At 43.2% G+C, this 16,784-nt stretch carries 18 protein-coding genes; 8 read left to right on the top strand and 10 right to left on the bottom strand.

The genetic code is table 11. The features are described from left to right. Positions 1-4 precede the first annotated feature (4 nt). Entirely contained in the window at positions 5-283 is a 279-nt protein-coding gene (locus tag Xbed_RS08710) for a YcgL domain-containing protein (RefSeq protein ID WP_086112546.1), read from the bottom strand. A 161-nt stretch (positions 284-444) separates the two neighbouring features. Here Xbed_RS08710 and minC point away from each other — a divergent pair, with 161 nt between their 5' ends. From minC to minE, 3 genes are read left to right on the top strand one after another with little or no spacing between them, the layout of a single operon-like run. After that, entirely contained in the window at positions 445-1,128 is a 684-nt protein-coding gene (minC, locus tag Xbed_RS08705) for a septum site-determining protein MinC (protein ID WP_086112545.1), read from the top strand. A 23-nt stretch (positions 1,129-1,151) separates the two neighbouring features. Continuing rightward, positions 1,152-1,964, top strand: a complete 813-nt coding sequence (gene minD, locus Xbed_RS08700; RefSeq protein ID WP_086112544.1) for a septum site-determining protein MinD — start codon at positions 1,152-1,154, stop codon at positions 1,962-1,964. Positions 1,965-1,967: 3 nt separating this feature from the next. Continuing rightward, positions 1,968-2,237, top strand: coding sequence for a cell division topological specificity factor MinE (gene minE, locus Xbed_RS08695; protein ID WP_086112543.1), 270 nt, complete (start codon positions 1,968-1,970; stop codon positions 2,235-2,237). A 220-nt stretch (positions 2,238-2,457) separates the two neighbouring features. Here minE and Xbed_RS08690 read toward each other — a convergent pair whose 3' ends face one another. From Xbed_RS08690 to Xbed_RS08675, 4 genes are all read right to left on the bottom strand, one after another. Further along, on the bottom strand, positions 2,458-3,072 hold the full coding sequence (locus Xbed_RS08690; protein ID WP_086112542.1) for a rhomboid family intramembrane serine protease: 615 nt from the start codon (positions 3,070-3,072) through the stop codon (positions 2,458-2,460). 237 nt (positions 3,073-3,309) lie between these two features. Further along, positions 3,310-4,446, bottom strand: a complete 1,137-nt coding sequence (rnd, locus tag Xbed_RS08685) for a ribonuclease D (RefSeq protein ID WP_167371886.1) — start codon at positions 4,444-4,446, stop codon at positions 3,310-3,312. Between the two features lie 267 nt (positions 4,447-4,713). Next, a complete protein-coding gene (gene dadX, locus Xbed_RS08680) occupies positions 4,714-5,781 on the bottom strand; it encodes a catabolic alanine racemase DadX (protein ID WP_086112540.1) in 1,068 nt (355 codons plus the stop codon). A gap of 18 nt (positions 5,782-5,799) precedes the next feature. Beyond that, positions 5,800-7,131, bottom strand: a complete 1,332-nt coding sequence (locus Xbed_RS08675) for a D-amino acid dehydrogenase (protein WP_086112539.1) — start codon at positions 7,129-7,131, stop codon at positions 5,800-5,802. Between the two features lie 508 nt (positions 7,132-7,639). Between Xbed_RS08675 and Xbed_RS20505 the strand changes: the two genes are divergently transcribed. Beyond that, positions 7,640-7,774 carry a hypothetical protein gene (locus Xbed_RS20505; protein ID WP_279625516.1) on the top strand — a complete coding sequence of 45 codons (135 nt, stop codon included), beginning with the start codon at positions 7,640-7,642 and terminating at the stop codon, positions 7,772-7,774. A gap of 6 nt (positions 7,775-7,780) precedes the next feature. Here the strand turns inward: Xbed_RS20505 and Xbed_RS08670 are convergent, their stop codons facing one another. The 3 genes from Xbed_RS08670 to fadR form a co-directional block, all read right to left on the bottom strand. After that, complete coding sequence (locus Xbed_RS08670) at positions 7,781-9,322, bottom strand: FAD/NAD(P)-binding protein (RefSeq protein WP_086112538.1); 1,542 nt, start codon at positions 9,320-9,322, stop codon at positions 7,781-7,783. A gap of 64 nt (positions 9,323-9,386) precedes the next feature. Then, entirely contained in the window at positions 9,387-10,418 is a 1,032-nt protein-coding gene (locus Xbed_RS08665) for a methyltransferase (protein ID WP_086112536.1), read from the bottom strand. A gap of 723 nt (positions 10,419-11,141) precedes the next feature. Beyond that, a complete protein-coding gene (gene fadR, locus Xbed_RS08655; protein WP_086112534.1) occupies positions 11,142-11,864 on the bottom strand; it encodes a fatty acid metabolism transcriptional regulator FadR in 723 nt (240 codons plus the stop codon). Between the two features lie 368 nt (positions 11,865-12,232). Here fadR and nhaB point away from each other — a divergent pair, with 368 nt between their 5' ends. Both nhaB and dsbB read left to right on the top strand, forming a co-directional pair. Next, the gene (gene nhaB, locus Xbed_RS08650) at positions 12,233-13,777 is read left to right on the top strand and encodes a sodium/proton antiporter NhaB (protein ID WP_086112533.1); all 1,545 of its coding nucleotides are present in this window, start codon (positions 12,233-12,235) and stop codon (positions 13,775-13,777) included. Positions 13,778-13,882: 105 nt separating this feature from the next. Further along, positions 13,883-14,407 carry a disulfide bond formation protein DsbB gene (gene dsbB, locus Xbed_RS08645; RefSeq protein ID WP_086112532.1) on the top strand — a complete coding sequence of 175 codons (525 nt, stop codon included), beginning with the start codon at positions 13,883-13,885 and terminating at the stop codon, positions 14,405-14,407. Positions 14,408-14,534: 127 nt separating this feature from the next. Here the strand turns inward: dsbB and Xbed_RS08640 are convergent, their stop codons facing one another. Then, on the bottom strand, positions 14,535-15,005 hold the full coding sequence (locus Xbed_RS08640; RefSeq protein ID WP_086112531.1) for a hypothetical protein: 471 nt from the start codon (positions 15,003-15,005) through the stop codon (positions 14,535-14,537). A 371-nt stretch (positions 15,006-15,376) separates the two neighbouring features. Between Xbed_RS08640 and Xbed_RS08635 the strand changes: the two genes are divergently transcribed. Next, positions 15,377-15,580, top strand: a complete 204-nt coding sequence (locus Xbed_RS08635; protein WP_086112530.1) for a type II toxin-antitoxin system VapB family antitoxin — start codon at positions 15,377-15,379, stop codon at positions 15,578-15,580. Continuing rightward, complete coding sequence (locus tag Xbed_RS08630; RefSeq protein WP_086112529.1) at positions 15,580-15,957, top strand: type II toxin-antitoxin system VapC family toxin; 378 nt, start codon at positions 15,580-15,582, stop codon at positions 15,955-15,957. The genes Xbed_RS08635 and Xbed_RS08630 overlap by 1 nt, the downstream gene beginning before the upstream one ends. A 259-nt stretch (positions 15,958-16,216) precedes the next feature. Here Xbed_RS08630 and Xbed_RS08625 read toward each other — a convergent pair. Further along, on the bottom strand, positions 16,217-16,784 hold a 568-nt coding region (locus Xbed_RS08625), incomplete at its 5' end, for an adhesion domain-containing protein (protein ID WP_244182446.1).

Raw genomic sequence — 16,784 nt, 5'->3', positions numbered from 1 at the left:
TTCATTATGCGGTGGGTTTATTTGATGCCAGATGTTTATTGATTAAACTTTCTACTGGTGGTGGCACCTGCAAGTAGAACCCTTGTTCATGCAAAGCGGTTTTCACTTTTTCAATATCGGCATTGGCCAGTTTTTTTCTTTCAGATAATGAAATCATCATTGAATATTGAGGATCACCAAATGTCTTTAACAACGCTTCAGGAACGCGCGAAAAATCGCCTTTTTTTTCGACATAAAGATATGTCTGGTCACGTTTTGAACTTCTATAGATTACACAAATCATTGTCATAAACTCTTTTAAATTAACTCTGCGACTTGCTTGAATAATTCACTAACTATAACATGCTTATTATATTTCAGAATATCGTCTCCCAGAGGCTGTATCAGGAAAATGTTTTAGTAAACTACTTTTGGGAAACTTAACCATGCTGAGTCAAAATATCGATGTCACAATCGCCAATAGAGCTAAAAGGCAGTAATTTTACGCTTTCGGTCGTTCATTTGTATGATGACCAGCCGGAAGTCATTCACAGAGCCATGCAGGAAAAAATGGCACAGGCGCCTGAATTCCTGAAAAATGCGCCCGTAGTGATCAATATATCTGCTCTCCCTGTTGGGGCAGATCTCCCCGCACTCCACCGGGCCATTGAGTCAGCCGGGTTGCGTATTGTTGGTATCAGCGGTTGTCAAGATGAAGAACAACGAAAAATTGTTCTAAAATCCGAACTCCCTTTATTGAAAGAAGGAAAAAGTCAGAAAGTTCTTACTCAAGAAAATAATCCGGCTGACCCTATTTTCAAAAAAACTCGTATAATTAATACGCCTGTTCGTTCAGGACAAAGAATTTATGCACCCAATAGTGATCTCATTGTGACAAATAATGTGAGCGCTGGTGCAGAATTAATCGCTGATGGAAATATTCATATATATGGTGTGCTGCGTGGACGAGTATTGGCAGGCGCATCTGGTGATCAAGATAGCCAGATTTTCTGCACCCATTTAAACGCTGAACTCACCTCTATTGCCGGTCAATATTGGCTCAGCGAAAAAATCCCAGAAAATTTTGTCGGCAAAGCCGCAAAATTACGTCTGGTGGATAATGAATTAACTATTGAAACCTTAGTCTAGCCCTTATAACAAGGAATCGCTTCATGGCACGCATTATTGTTGTTACATCTGGTAAAGGTGGCGTTGGCAAAACCACTTCAAGCGCGGCCATTGCTACCGGTCTCGCCCAAAGGGGGAAAAAAACCGTCGTTATCGATTTTGATATCGGTCTGCGGAACCTCGATTTGATTATGGGCTGTGAACGCCGAGTGGTTTTTGACTTCGTGAACGTCATTCAGGGTGATGCCGGCTTAAACCAAGCGCTTATCAAAGATAAACGCACAGAGAATCTCTATATTCTGCCCGCCTCCCAAACCCGCGATAAAGAAGCCCTGACTCGCGAGGGCGTCGAAAAAATTCTGAATGAATTAGATCAACAAGGGTTTGAATACATTATCTGTGATTCACCCGCAGGTATTGAAAGCGGTGCATTGATGGCACTTTATTTTGCCGATGAAGCCATTATTACAACAAACCCGGAAGTTTCATCTGTTCGTGACTCTGACCGTATTTTAGGTATCCTAGCCTCTAAATCACGCCGGGCAGAACAAGGGAATGACCCCATCAAAGAACATCTTCTGCTGACACGTTATAACCCCGGGCGAGTGAGCCGTGGTGATATGCTGAGTATGGAAGATGTACTGGAAATTCTGTGTATTCCTTTACTTGGGGTTATTCCGGAAGATCAATCTGTTCTCCGCTCATCTAATCAGGGAGAGCCGGTGATTCTGGATAAAGAATCTGATGCGGGTAAAGCATACGAAGATACTGTTTTACGTTTACTTGGTGAAGAACGGCCTTTCCGTTTCATCGAAGAAGAGAAAAAGGGCTTTTTAAAACGCCTGTTTGGGGGGTAACGCATGGCTTTGTTAGATTTCTTCCTGTCGAGAAAAAAACCGACAGCCAATATTGCCAAGGAACGGCTGCAAATCATCGTGGCAGAACGACGCCGTGGTGATTCCGAGCCTGCCTATTTGCCTGAAATGAAACGAGATATTCTGGCTGTTATTTGTAAATATGTACAAATTGATCCAGATATGCTTTCTGTTCAGTTTGAGCAAAAGAATGATGACATTTCTGTATTAGAACTTAATGTAACATTGCCTGAGATTGAAGAATCGCCAAAATAACGGCATCAAATGATGCTATTTAATTTAATACAGTGATTTTTCAGGAATAATAAATCGGGATGCCATAGTATCCCGATTTAGGATCCAGATGCATTATTGGCCTATTTTCCCGCGATTATCTAAAAGGACAACATGCCGACTGGCAAGATATGGATTCTCGCCCTGAGAGTTTCATAGCGTATTTTCGCATTATTCATTTATTAATGGATAATGATTATGTTCAGATAGCAACATTATCAAAATAAGATTTATTTTTCCTGTAGAAAAACAAACTCATTGCAAGCCCAATACAAATAGCGAGAACATGGCCAGGTTTCGGGTAATGAGCATAAATAAAATCTAAAGTCATTGCCGGCAGTATGGAAAAAACCACCGCAAACTTTAATATCCTAGAGGTATGCTCTTTGACAAAAACCAACAACAATGCAAAGGAAGATACGCCCAAAACAGCTTGTGATGCTCCTGTACCAATATTCCAAGGGTAACTCACAAAGTGTGTGCTATAAAGGGTTCCCAACGCACCAGAAGTAAACCATAAAACTAATAAAAATTTAGACCCGAGATGTTTTTCCAATAACATTCCCAGTAGGGAAAATGAGAGTACATTGTAGACCATATGCAGTTGTTTAACATGTATGAACTGAGAAACCAGAAGTCGCCAATACTCAAATTCATATAAGCTATTTGGTGTTAACCCACCATATTTCACTAGATCTATAATACTTATTTTACCGATAAAACTATCCGTCAATGAATATGAAACAAATGTGGAATAACCAATTGTCACACAGACTATCAATACGGTTATTATAGGAACCTTTTCAATTTTTAACATTCAATATTTCCTTTATAATCATTACATGGCGTCATAAATCATATCAGGCAAATCTTTCAATGTAATAGATATGTCATTAATTTTACTGGATTTTATATTCTTACAACATGCTTACGCCAATACTCACTATTATGATCCGATGGGACGGAAATTCAGGTTAAAACCGCCAAACTTCCCTGCCTGTTTTATCAGGCAGGGAATCAAAATGATATCCTTTACTAGGAACGGCGACGTCTATCACTCTGAATAATTCATCAATATTTCGGCAATCGGTTCAGCCAGCCATTTCCCACGCCAACCCCTGAGTAATTCGGGTTGATACTCCGGCGACTTCAATTTCCAATGCCAACCGAGCAGTTGGTTAATCTGTCTACGGGAAGCCAACAACTCCGTACTGAAATCATGGGATTCACTGACCTGAGTAATCAGTGACTTAATTTCTTTGAAAGCCTTGCGATAACCCGGATAATCTATCAAGTTCATAATTTGAGCCGGACATTCTTCTTCTGGGATATTTTTGCTCTCAGCCACCATCGCCAGCAGCCGACGGCCATGACAACGGATTTCCTGCCCACTTAACCCCAAGGCATCCAACTCTCCCAGAGAAGTCGGCATATAACGGGCGACCTGCCATAAATTTTCTTCACGGACCACAAAATTGACCGCTAAATCACGCTCCCGCGCCTGATTTAATCGCCAGGCCGCCAGTTTTTTCAGACAAGCCAATTGCCTTGGACGCAATTGCCATGCATTGCCAATCTCCTTATAAGCGCATTCCGGCATGAGTACTTCTTTACGGCGTTGGGCAATCAGATGACTTTCATCTTTTGCCGCCTCCAAATATCCCACCAGCTCGGTTTTCGCCATCAGAATATCGGCCAAAGGCAATAAGTAATAGACATCAGCCGCAGCATATTCACATTGCTTTTCGCTCAACGGACGCGCCAGCCAATCAGTGCGGGATTCACTCTTATCCAGTTCCACATTCAGATATTCAGCCACCAGGGTTGCAAAACCGCATGATATCGGATGACCAACAAATGCCGCCAATACCTGAGTATCAATCATCGGTTCCGGCAGACACTGAAAGCTATTTCCAAACACCTCTAAATCTTCACTGCCGGCATGGATAAATTTTAATACGTCGGGATCAGCCAACAACGCCTTAAAGGGTTGCCACTGCGAAATGTCGAGGGGATCAATCAAAGAAAGCTGTTCACCATCAAACAGTTGTATCAAACCTAATTGGGGATAATACGTCCGTGTACGTACAAATTCAGTATCTAATGCAATTCTTGCGTGTTTTTTTGCCCGCTCACAGATTGACTGCAATTGTGCATCGGTAGTAATCCACTGATAGTTACAATTAAACAATAAAATATCCTTTAAATACAATTATGTTGCATTGAAATAAATACTAAAAAATATAACATGTACACGATTATGTACAAACAATAAAATAGCCCGGCTTCCATTATCCGGATAGCCATACCTATGGCTCCACATTATAACCCCACATAGAATATCGGACAGGTTTTTCACTTGCCACCCTGATAGGCAGTGGTATCCGGCCTCCCCCTTGGTGGAAGCCGGGACAATCAATTTACTAAATCAATCTACTAAATCACCCTACTAAAAAAATTAAGCGACGACGACAGGGACTCGTTTTGCCAAAGCACACAGCAGTTCATACCCAATGGTTCCTGCCGATTCTGCGACTTCATCCACCGGTAATTTTTGCCCCCACAACTCGACCGTACTGCCGATATTGGCTTGTGGGCAGGGTGTTAAATCAACGGAGAGCATATCCATTGAGATGGCACCCAATAATCGGGTGCGGACGCCATCAACCACAACGGGGGTGCCCGTTGGGGCATGTCGCGGATACCCATCTGCATAGCCACAGGCGACGGTACCCACACGCATGGGTTGCTGAGTCGTATAGCGACTGCCGTAGCCAATTTTTTCGCCCTTGGGGAGATCGTGCACCGCAATGATTTCACTTTGCAACGTCATGGCTGGCTTCAAGCCAACCTCCTCAATATCACGCCACTTTCCGCTTGGCGATGCTCCATACAGAATAATGCCCGGGCGTACCCAATCCCCATGAGTCTCCGGATACCACAAAACAGCACCAGAATTAGCCAAACAATGAGGGAGGGAGTTCATTTGTAAACGTTCAACAGCGGCAAACTGCCCATCAACACCCACTTCATGATCCGAATTGGCAAAATGGGTCATCAGAGTCACTGAATTGACATTTTTAATCCCTCTCACTGTTGAAACGAGCTGTGGGAATTCTTCTGGCGTGAATCCTAATCGATTCATGCCACTATTGAGCTTCAAATAGACATCAATGGGATTGTCCAATCTGGTTTTTTCTATCGCCTCAAGCTGCCAATGGCTATGTACTGCGGTTGTCAAACGATGTTCATCGATAATTTGTAAATCCGCCGGCTTGAAAAAACCTTCCAATAACAGAATCGGCCCTTGCCAACCCTGTTCCCTTAAATAAATAGCTTCATTCATGTCAAGCAGTGCAAATCCATCCGTCTGCATGAGTGATTGCCATATTCTGTCCAATCCATGCCCGTACGCATTCGCTTTCACCACAGACCAAACTTTACTGTTACCCGCCTTTTGGCGAATAATCGCTAAATTATGGTGGAATGCGTCGAGATGGATCGTTGCCAAAATAGGACGTGGCATGACGACCCCTTTTATGATTTATGCAGTATGTAAATGAGGCTTCATGGGAAGCACTTTGATATTGAATCCATCAATATACCTAAATACAGAGAGGTCATCTGCCGCAATGTCAGGTCGCTTACCTGAAATAAGATCAGCCAACAACTTTCCTGAGCCACAGGCCATCGTCCAGCCGAGTGTTCCATGCCCGGTATTTAAATAAAGGTTCGGATATTGGGTGGGGCCGACAATCGGCGTTCCATCCGGCGTCATCGGACGCAAACCGGTCCAGAATGAGGCTTCCTCAATCTTGCCGCCATTGTGGTAAAGATCTTGCACAACCATTTTCAGCGTTTCACACCGATATTGGAGGACATTCAGATTAAAGCCGACAACTTCTGCCATCCCCCCCACACGAATGCGATTATCAAAACGGGTAATGGCAATCTTATAGGTTTCATCCAGAACGGTTGAAACGGGTGCCCTTGATTCATCCAAAACCGGCATCGTCAATGAATAGCCTTTCATGGGATAAACCGGAATTTTGACCCGATCTTTCAATATTTCCGTGGAATAAGAACCCATCGCCACCACATAATGATCCGCAGTCATGATATCGTCATGGCCGTTATCATTATGACCGTTATCATTATGACATTGGATACCAGTGACGTTATTCCCATCCACCAAAATTTGTTTAACCTGTTTGTTGAAGATAAACTTCACGCCAGCGTCTTCGGCCATTTTTGCCAGTGTCTTGGTAAAAATCTGGCAATCACCGGTTTCATCATTCGGCAATTGCAATCCGCCGGTCAGTTTATGAGAGGAATGGGCAAGAGCCGGTTCCACAATGGCCAATTGTTCAGCAGTCAATAGCCGATAAGGAACGCCTTCTTGCTCCAACACTTTAATATCATTGGCAGCATTATCAAATTGTTTGGCGGTTCTGAACAGTTGCAGGGTTCCGCCCTGACGCCCTTCATATTGGATCCCCGTCTCTGCCCTCAGTTGCTTAATGCAGTCACGGCTATATTCTGCCAAGCGAACCATTCTGCTTTTATTCATGACGTAATGGCTTGCATCACAATTGCGCAGCATTTCCCACATCCAGCGCAATTGAAATAGCGAACCATCGGGGCGAATGGCCAAAGGTGCATGTCGCTGGAACATCCACTTGACGGCTTTCAGTGGAATCCCTGGCGCTCCCCAAGGCGTTGAATACCCCGGTGATATTTGACCGGCATTACCGGCACTGGTTTCTTCGGCTGCACTATTCTGGCGATCAATTACGATAACTTCATGGCCTTCCTGCGCAAGATACCATGCGCTGGTTACGCCAATAACGCCACTGCCTAAAATAAGGACCTTCATTTTGTCCTCCCTTGGTGAATAATTTCCATAAGCATAATATGCTAAGGATAAAAATCCAATACAGAATAATAGACTGCGACAAATTAATTAACTTATAAGATTTAAGTCACAATTTTATTACAAGTTAACAATAAAATATTGATTTGAAACACCAGGCAAAAAACAATAAATTTAAGTAATATCAACTCATTGCCATAGAATTAAATTCTGATTACGCCATTAATTTTCATCAATTAAAGTGATTTTTGCGGCAAAAAAGAAACATTAAATTCACAATGCAGAATTACAATAAAATCCACAAAAACACAAATTATCGATATAAAATATCGTCAAGATATTAGTTGAATAGAATAATAGTTTAAAAAAAGGGATTATTCAGTTTGGATAAATGTTCAGCAAGTGGGGCTGTCAACTAAAGAAATATAACGCGCCAACCGGATGGCTTATGTATTTGATGCGCTACCCATTATCATGACTTGAGAAACAGCGTTAGGAAGTGATCTTCTTCGTGGTAATACGCAATGATTATTTATGGTACGGTACGCCGGAGCGTACCGTACCTTATCGTTGTATTAATTTGCTTGACATGGATTTTCTTCTTCAGGAATCGGAACCTGAAGGAAAATCTGTGCTGAGTGTGTAATCAAAATTATTCGCAAATTTCTAGTTCTTTTTCATTGTTGTTGACAGATGATGTGACCTGAATATCTATTTTCATCATATTCTTAACAACTCGGGTAGCTACATTCACTGCCACGATGAGGGCGTTGGGCACCCATAACCGCCTATGTGCTGGTATTCCGACAAACCAAATACTTTCTTTTTCTTGCAGGTAAGGGTGACTGGCTGCCATCTCTGGCGAGATCGATACGGCATATTCTGAACGATGTCCGTAAACGTCAATCTCAAGTGACCTATTCTTGTCAATGACAAAATTAGGCCGATGGTAACCAACCGCTGCGACAACAGCATCAAACGATTGATCATCCTGACCTAAATTGACTAACCAAGTTCCTGTCTCTCCCTCCTCTGTGGCAACATTTAAGATTTCTCCTTGCTGGATGATAAGAGAACCATTATCTATGTATTGCAGCAGTTTTTTTGCATTGGGCAAAGCAACGGCTCCGATATATCGACGAAGTATTTTTTCAGCATTGGGGTGAAACGAACCGCCGAAATAGATTTTATCAGTGAGATGAACTGCGTTAATGACATCGATGAAATTTACGATGATATCTTGCCATTGACTCTTTCCTTGTTCAGCAATAGCGATTTCTTCCCGAAGACGTTCTCGATAACTATTGGCATTAGAAAACTGCTCTCGCCATGATATCTTTGTGTGTTTTTTGAGTGCACGGTAAAAATATTTTAGATACCTGTGTTTCAATGAGTCAGGAAAGGAACTTGTCGATTGATTCTCCTTGTGGGCCATTATCGACCTCATGTTTTCATGCTTAAAGACGGTGCCAAGGCTTCGTATAAATCGCGAACGAACCGCAGGAATATCTCCTGACGGCGACGCCATAGTCACCTGATGGCCTTCACGACAGAGCACGATAGCCGCGTCGATTGCTGAAAGTTTACTTCCGATAACCAATACCCGTGATTGAGGGGGTATTTTGGCTAACATACTCGCCTCTGGATATGGACACGGAATAAAAGTTGGATGGGTCAAGTGCGGTTGCAAGAGCTTAGGCATCCGGGAAGCGCCGGCACCGGTACAGAAAATGACATCAGTCACTTCTAGATGTTGAGGTGTAAAGACGTTACCGTGCCAAAGTGTATAACGACGGTGTGAGTTTATCTTCAATCGCCTAACTAAGTGAGGTATATGGAAAACACGAATACCTACCTTGTAAGCAATGGCGCTGAATTCCAGAAACCTTTCATTTAGATAATCCCCCACCCATTGCCGTGGCACGAAAGATTCCGGTGTAACGATATGGCCAATTTTATGCAGATAATCCAGAAAATCCAGAGGATTATCTTCCACGACTGACATGGTATCAACCGAGGTGTTGCAGAGTATATCGCTATCCAAATTGGAAAATGCTATTCCGGGACCAATATATTTAGGCTCAAGAATATAAATGGCTTGCGCTACACGATGTTGCACTGCTGCGATGAAAGTTGCCACTCCTGCAGCTCCACCGCCTACAATTGCAAGACTTCTTTTCTTTTGAAATGGCATCACTATTTCCTCAATATATCGTGAAATAAGAAAACCTTATCTGGCTGATTTAATGCGAAGGCATTTATTCAGCAATTGCTTCGACAATCGAAATGTAGAAGTCTGTATTGATGACACGATTTAGTTTCAATCCAGCATTAGCCAACAATTGTCGTAACTCATCTTCTGTTCGTTCGCGTCCCCCTTCGTAAATCCCCATACAGAGGAGATCCAATTCCTTACCTGTGTGCGGCATGTTGCCACTGGGGATCACTGGGTCCATCACCAGAATTCGCCCGTTAGGCGCCATCGCTTCCCGACAGTTACGCAGAATGCGCACACATTGCTCATCAGACCAGTCGTGCATAATGTACTTGAGTAGGTATATATCGCCCGGAGGGCACGACTCGAAAAAGTCACCCGATGCAAGCTCCCACCGTGTATCGTCTCCTAGCGCTCCGAGTTTGTGCCTTTCCAAGACATAGGGCTGGTCAAAAAGGATACCTTTCAGGGTTGTATTCGCCTGTAACACCTCCAATAACAGACCACCAAATCCTCCTGCCACATCGACAACGGTTGCATTTTCCGGGAAGTCATAACTGCGCACCAGAAACAGATTTTCCACCACCGACATTGATGACATGCCGGCATGGAAGTCATCAGTCCGTCTGTCTGATTGTGCCCAGTAATCAAAGAAAGAAAGCCCGTAGATGTGTTTGAAGGCCGGATTGCCCCGAACACTTTCCACAACGTCACCGAGAGGATTCCAAACTGTCTTATCAGTCAGCATCAGTACGGCTGCCCGCAGGGAATAGTGTGTGTCTGTCCGTAAAAATTCAGCGGCGGGTGTTAGTGCAAACTTATTTTCTTCGATTTCACAAAAAATATCTCTCGTGGCAAGCAACCGTAGCATCCGGTATAGCTGTTGCTCTTGGGCTCCGACGGCTTGGGCAAGTTCATGCGCTGTTTTTGGTTCATCAACCAAATGATCGGCGATACCGAGAGCAGCGGCTGCACGAAGTGCAGCTTGATAAGTATAACCTACTGTTTGATTAAGTAAGTACACAGCGTCTGACATATCACTGGAGATAACTGCGGTATTATTGTTTAAGTTCATATGAAACCTCATTCATTATTGCTGTTAAAAGTAGTCCCAAAAAGTAATTTTAAAAAAATAAAATTACATGATTATTTCACTCATATTATTAACTCAAAAATAGTTTTTCCAACAATAGTAAAAAATCTTGTGTGCAGGTATATTTTTGTAATTCATATTATTAAGGCAGGTGTAATAAATAAGATTGTTTTTACAAAAAATTTTTATCGTAGTACTTTCAATCTGTTGGGAAAATGAGTATGGATTCTACTGAGAGGAAGTATTTTCTTTACAACATGTAGATAATTTTCATTTGAGATACTGGTATCTTTTTGATGGGATAAAATGAAATTTTATATATATAGGGGAATGAGTAATGGATATAAATGACATTTCAAAATTGTAGAACACTTCCTTACTCCCCGCTGCGCGGGGAGTAAGGGATCTTCGGAATTTCAGTGTATCACTATTATGAAAACTTATTTATATCCACACCTAAACAACACTTTTTTTAATTCATAATCGATAATTGATAAATCGTAACAAAAAAGAAAGAGAACAATAGAGACAAAACGGATTACTTTATTCCTAATGAAAATTATTTCGGGAAAGAATAATCATGGATATGCTTATACCCAAAATCATTCGGATTGCATCACGGCGGCAAAGGAACGAATTTGCCCAGCCAAAGGGTGAGTAAGTGCAGCCCATAAAGCTGCAACTTGAAAGACGAAGGGTAAATAATCAGCCGAAACGCGCTTCTGTTAATTCATTGATCATGGTGCTCTGCATACCGTGCCAGATCATTCCACTCTCTTTACCATAAGTACGCACACAATCCATGATCTTGTCATAAGATTGTTCCTGACACAGTAAACTCAACTGCTGGTAGAAATTCAATGCCAGCTTGCGTGCCTCAGGGCTGGAGAAATAATAACGCCCCACGCGGGTGTATAACCCTTTCAACCCATTAATGATCAAACCATAGATGGGGTTTCCGGAAGCAAACGCCAGACCACGGAAAATATCATAATCCACCGCACTGAAAGACTCGGCGGTATCTTCCACATTTTCTTTTTCTGCCAGAACTTCCAGCGACTTCTCAGGATCTTGCCGGAATGCAGTACGGATAAAGATAGCGGCGATATTCGTCCGCACTGCCAATAAGTTATCAATCAACTGAGGCACACGATCATGATCAAGACGCGCCAGTGTTTCCAAAATATTAAGACCGGAGGTTTCCCAGAAATTATTAACCTTTGTGGGTTTTCCATGCTGAATGGTTAACCAACCATCACGGGCAAGGCGCTGTAACACTTCACGTAAAGTCGTGCGGGTGACACCGATCAATTCAGATAATTCACGTTCTGCGGGTAGTATGGTACCGGGTGGAAAGCGATTATTCCAAATACTTTCAATGATATACTCTTCCGCGAAACTCGCAGGACTTTGAGCCTTAATGACCATAATTTTAATTATTCCAAAGCAGTTTTCTTGGCTAATAATAGCGGCTGATCATACCAGAATGTGCTGATTCGATATATACCCGTCATACTTCAAGTTGCCTCTTTGTTGGCTACGCTCACCCACCCCGGTCACATAGTGATCTATGCTCCCGGGGATGTGCTCCCTTGCCGCCGCGATGCAACTCGAATTATTTTGGGTATAGATACCCGGTAAATAAACCGCGAAACAGTGAAACAGCTCGTAAAAAAGCAATAATTCACGGATTAATTATGTGCCAATGCCCTTAAATTGTTATCGTGTTGGGCGTACTATGCCCATCTATTTCTTAGATCTGTTCCACGTATACACAAAGAGGAATGTTAATAATAATGGAAATCAGTATCCGACGCGCAGTGGTGAAAAACTTTCTCGGCAATTCGCCGGATTGGTACAAACTGGTTATCATGGTTTTTCTTATCATCAATCCACTGGTTTATTTCTTTGTCAGCCCCTTTGTTGCTGGCTGGATGCTCGTTGTTGAGTTTATCTTCACACTGGCAATGGCCTTAAAATGCTATCCCCTGCAACCCGGTGGGCTGCTCGCCATTGAAGCCGTCATTATCGGGATGACGTCACCCAAACAGATAGGCCATGAGATCAGTAACAACCTGGAAGTCATTTTACTGCTGATTTTCATGGTGGCGGGCATTTACTTTATGAAACAGTTACTGCTGTTTGTTTTCACTAAGCTGCTGTTAAGTATCCGCTCAAAGAAAATGCTGGCACTGGCATTCTGTCTGGCGAGCGCTTTCTTATCCGCTTTTCTTGATGCCTTGACGGTGATTGCCGTGGTTATCAGTGTTTCCGTCGGGTTTTACGCCATCTATCACCAATTTCTTTCCCAAGAAAGCAGTTTTGAGCTGAGTGATGACAAGTTCATTGACAGTGAAGATAAAAAACAGACGTTGGAGCAGTTCCGGGCATTTCTGCGCAGCCTGATGATGCACGCCGGCGTCGGTACTGCACTGGGCGGCGTCATGACCATGGTCGGAGAGCCACAAAACCTGATTATCGCCAAGCACGTTGGCTGGGATTTTGTCACTTTCTTTATTCGTATGTCACCGGTGACTATGCCTGTTTTTGTCTGTGGTTTGCTGGTCTGTGTGCTGATCGAACATTTTAAGCTGTTTGGTTACGGTGCTGAATTGCCTGAGCGTGTTCGTGCGGTTCTGGAAGATTACAATCAAAAAGCCAGTGAAAAACGCACCCGTCAGGAAAAAGCCCAGCTTGTCGTTCAGGCATTAATTGGTATTTGGCTGATTGCGGCATTGGCTTTTCATCTGGCCGAAGTGGGTTTGATTGGTCTGTCGGTGATTATTCTGACCACCGCGTTTTGTGGTGTGACGGAAGAGCACGCCTTGGGGAAAGCGTTTGAGGAAGCCCTGCCGTTTACCGCCTTGTTAACCGTGTTCTTTTCCGTGGTTGCCGTGATTGTTGACCAACAACTGTTTACCCCATTTATTCAGTTTGTCTTGCAGTCTTCACCCGCTTCACAGCTTTCCCTGTTCTATTTATTTAATGGCTTGCTCTCTGCGGTTTCTGACAACGTGTTCGTAGGGACGGTCTATATTAATGAAGCGTTAATGGCGCTCAAAGACGGCCTGATTTCTCAGCAACAATATGAATTCCTTGCCGTCGCCATCAATACCGGCACAAATTTACCTTCCGTCGCCACTCCCAATGGACAGGCGGCTTTCCTGTTCCTGCTGACGTCTGCCCTGTCTCCGTTGATCCGCCTCTCTTATGGCCGCATGGTGATGATGGCGTTGCCCTATACGATTGTGATGACCTTAGTGGGTCTGTTGTGTGTTGAGTTCTGGCTGGTGCCGGCCACGGAATATCTCATCAGGCTGGGTTTGATCGCACCGCTCTGATTGACTGAAAAAATAGCGCGGTTGAGGCTAATGTTATTTTTTTATGCCGGCTGAAACGGCACAATAGGCCGGTTATTTATCTTTAATCAATGGGAAGAACAAAAAATGTTCCAGTTTTTAAAACAGCGTTCCCAAGGGCGAGGCGCATGGTTACTGATGGCGCTGACCGCCCTTGCCCTTGAAGCCACCGCGCTTTATTTTCAGCATGTGAAGCAGTTACAACCCTGTGTGATGTGCATTTATGAACGTGTGGCGTTGTGGGGTGTTTTTGCGGCCGCCGTGCTGGGTGCCATGGCGCCGAAAACCCCCTTGCGCTGGCTGGCTGCCCTGCTGTGGGTTTACAGCGCATGGCAGGGGCTGCGACTGGCATGGGATCACACCATGATGCAGCTCTACCCTTCCCCGTTTAACACCTGCGATTTTTTTGTCAATTTCCCGTCCTGGTTGCCGTTAAACCACTGGCTGCCGGCGGTATTTGAAGCCACCGGGGATTGTTCAATGAGGCAATGGGAATTCCTGACACTGGATATGCCGCAATGGTTGATCGGCATTTTCGCCGCTTATCTCGTGGTGGGTGTGTTGGTGCTGGTCAGTCAGGTTGTGCGGGTTCGGGATAGAAACCGGTTCTGAGGATGAAAAACTGCCCCTTGTTGGTGATGATACTCCACTGGATGATGACTTCTGGAAAAAAGCCGAACAAGGGCAGTTCTATCGTCAGAATTGATGCAGATGTGCTCGTCTGGCGGTGGTAAGATCTTCAATGACGATGGGTATACAACCATCTCCTTATTCCATCGTGATGTTTACCTGAACTCGAAATAACGCAATTATATTCTTTCTCTTTGTTTAGTATCAAAAATGTGCTAGCTGGATTTTTTAAATCCTTATCAAGACTAAAAAATATATTAATGTCTGACCCTACGCTACCCATAAATTCATATATATTACTTATCCCTAACGGCGCTAGAGTAACGACTAACGGTCTGTAATTGCTTGGAGAAATAAACTCCGACCTGGCAAACATTATTTCAGTTTTTATATTTATGTTATACCTGTTGTTCACGTTTAAACCAACATATTTTGATCCAGGACTTGATAGTTTTTTAAAACACTCAGCGTCATATTGAGGCGCTAAAGTACCATCCTTTAATACAGCATAGGCAAATTTCAGTATAACTTTAGCTTCTCCTTCAAAAGAATCAGTATGAATTTCATTAAATTTTTTCATAAATTAACTCCATGGTAATGGTGAATGATGTCTGAATTAGATTAATTAAAAAATTCTCAAGTTGATTATAAGTTATGGTTCATATACAGAATCTTAATAATTAAATTTTTCAAACCATACATCCAATATTTTTTTACCTGCTTTTTTTTCGCGGTGTCTTGAAGACATCCTTAATTTTGATATTAGTTTGGCGACAAGGGGGAGTGACCGGATAGCTGCGATAACTGCCAACTTTTTTTTCATCCTACTATACGCAAAAACGTTCGTTTATAGTCCTAACGTAACGATGCGGCCTTGTGTTTGCTCCTATTTGTGTTTGCTCCTATATTGATGTAATGTTACATCAATATAGGAGCAAATGAGGTAATCAAATGCGAACTACTGTCACGATTGATGATGTGCTGTATGCACAGGCGCTGGAAATGGCCGATCCAAGCATGGATAAGGCTGATATTTTCCGCGAAGCGATGAAAACGTTTGTTCGGGTGCAGGCGGCAAAAAGGCTGGCTTCACTTGGTGGTACATCGCCTGAAATGCAGATGATCCCCCGCCGCCACGAGGATACATCCGAATAATGACTATTTTGGTTGATACATCCGTCTGGGTTGACCATTTCAAAAACCGGAATGACGGGTTGATTCAGTTGCTAAGCCGGGATCTGGTTCTGATTCACCCAATGGTATTGACAGAGATAGCTTGTGGTACCCCTCCGGCTCCAAGACTGCGAACACTTGGTGATCTAGGTCTGTTACCACAGAGTCATAAAGCCAGTATTGCCGAAGTGATGGCGTTTATTGAAAACGAAAAACTGTATGGGCTTGGATGTGGTTTGGTTGATATTACGTTGTTGGCCTCAACCCTGATAACGCCAGGAGCAAGACTTTGGACATTGGATAAGCGACTTGAGATATTGGCTAAACGTCTTAATGCAAGTTATCAGCCGATTCATTGACCGTTACGCTGGCTGCGTCTTCAGAGCACTTATGACCTGTGTCCGTTGGAAAATCAAATCGACACATCCGGGATGGTTTTATATAAATAGGTGATTGGCATTGGTCGGTGTATTGGTGCGGGTCAGTCAGGTTGTTCAGGTTCGGGATAGAAATCGGTTCTGAGGATGAAAAACTGCCCCTTGTTGGTGATGGTGATAACTTGGGGCAGTTTGGGTTTTTGATTCTATCTGGCTATTAAATTAAATGATTTTTATATTCTCATTTGTTACGGCATGCCACTGGATTATCTTTAATACCTTTTATAATTTCTCCGTCCCCAAGATCTACTTTCTTTCGTTCCCCTTCGTTTTTACCTGAAGTAAATTTATCGTATGCATAGTAACTCCAATTTTTAAGCCATCCATATTTTTTGTATACCATCTGCGTCTTTCCTCCTGTATTAGCTTGGTTCGCTAGTGTCTGATACTCGGAAGCGTATGGCGTCTGTAGACCGCGATTAGCGCAAAAGCTAATCACATTATCAGTGGCAACAGTTGTCCATTCCTCGTTATTGATGAGACCATTATCACTAGGAGTATCCCCGGCTAGCTCTGCTTTTAATGTGGGTCGGTGAAAAGTCATTCCACCAGCTACAATAGTGTCTTGCATGTGCCCCCAGTAATTGGCTTTAGACACATCCGGGCTGGTAATCACGGTAAAGGTCACATCCTGATTCTTGGCCGAAAGAGAACCACTGGCTCCCTCAGCCGTCACTTTCAAGGTAGTTTTCACGCCTTTCCCATCCGGGTCGGTGACCTTGATAATCAACTCCCCATTCTCATTTGTA

The organism is Xenorhabdus beddingii (assembly GCF_002127545.1).
In the GTDB taxonomy this organism is placed as follows: Bacteria; Pseudomonadota; Gammaproteobacteria; order Enterobacterales; family Enterobacteriaceae; genus Xenorhabdus; species Xenorhabdus beddingii.
The sequence above is the reverse complement of the archived record's forward strand: the minus strand, read 5'-3'. Positions and strand labels throughout refer to the sequence as shown.